This is a genomic window from Streptomyces albidochromogenes (assembly GCF_005981925.1).
Classification (GTDB): Bacteria; Actinomycetota; Actinomycetes; order Streptomycetales; family Streptomycetaceae; genus Streptomyces; species Streptomyces albidochromogenes.
Window position 1 is genome coordinate 1 of record NZ_VBVX01000631.1, and the last position, 1,214, is coordinate 1,214.

Annotated in this window: 2 rRNA genes; both read right to left on the reverse strand. The window is 41.4% G+C overall.

What is annotated here, in order from left to right:
• Window positions 1-762 (reverse strand): 23S ribosomal RNA (locus tag E2E34_RS37690); the annotation flags it as partial.
• A 182-nt stretch (window positions 763-944) separates the two neighbouring features.
• Window positions 945-1,214, reverse strand: a 16S ribosomal RNA gene (locus E2E34_RS37695); the annotation flags it as partial.

Here is a 1,214-nt window from a genome sequence, read left to right on the forward strand (position 1 = left end):
CTTTTTCACTCTCTTTTCAAAGTTCTTTTCATCTTTCCATCACTGTACTTGTTCGCTATCGGTCTCTCGCCAATATTTAGCTTTAGATGGAATTTACCACCCACTTAGAGCTGCATTCCCAAACAACTCGACTCTTCGAAAGCACTTTACATAGAATTGGGCATCTCATCGCACGGGATTCTCACCCTCTGTGACGTCCTGTTCCAAGGAACATAGACAAGAGCCAACTCCAAAGTTACCTTCTTCAAATTACAACTCGGACACCGAAGGTGCCAGATTTCAAATTTGAGCTTTTGCCGCTTCACTCGCCGTTACTAAGGCAATCCCTGTTGGTTTCTTTTCCTCCGCTTATTGATATGCTTAAGTTCAGCGGGTAATCCTACCTGATTTGAGGTCAAACTTGTTTGTTATATTGTAAGGCCGAGCCTAGAATACCGAGAAATATACCATTAAACTATTCAACGAGTTGGATAAACCTAATACATTGAAAGTCATATAGCACTATCCAGTACCACTCATGCCAATACATTTCAAGCAAACGCCTAGTTCAACTAAGAGTATCACTCAATACCAAACCCGAAGGTTTGAGAGAGAAATGACGCTCAAACAGGCATGCCCTCTGGAATACCAGAGGGCGCAATGTGCGTTCAAAGATTCGATGATTCACGAAAATCTGCAATTCATATTACTTATCGCATTTCGCTGCGTTCTTCATCGATGCGAGAACCAAGAGATCCGTTGTTGAAAGTTTTGAAGATTTTTTGAATTTAATCAACAAATTGACAATTAAATAAATAACAATTCAATATAAATATTGAAGTTTAGTTCAGTAAACCTCTGGCCCAAACTATTTCTAGTCCAGACCAAAGCAAAAGTTCTTGTAATAACAAAAAACACTGTGTGTAAGGTTTTTTCGCCGCGCAATTAAGCGCTGGCAAAAAGAATACTGTAATGATCCTTCCGCAGGTTCACCTACGGAAACCTTGTTACGACTTTTACTTCCTCTAAATGACCAAGTTTGACCAGCTTTTCGGTTCCAAGATGGAGTTGCCCCCTTCTTTAAACCAATCCGGAGGCCTCACTAAGCCATTCAATCGGTAGTAGCGACGGGCGGTGTGTACAAAGGGCAGGGACGTAATCAACGCAAGCTGATGACTTGCGCTTACTAGGAATTCCTCGTTGAAGAGCAATAATTACAATGCTCTATCCCCAGC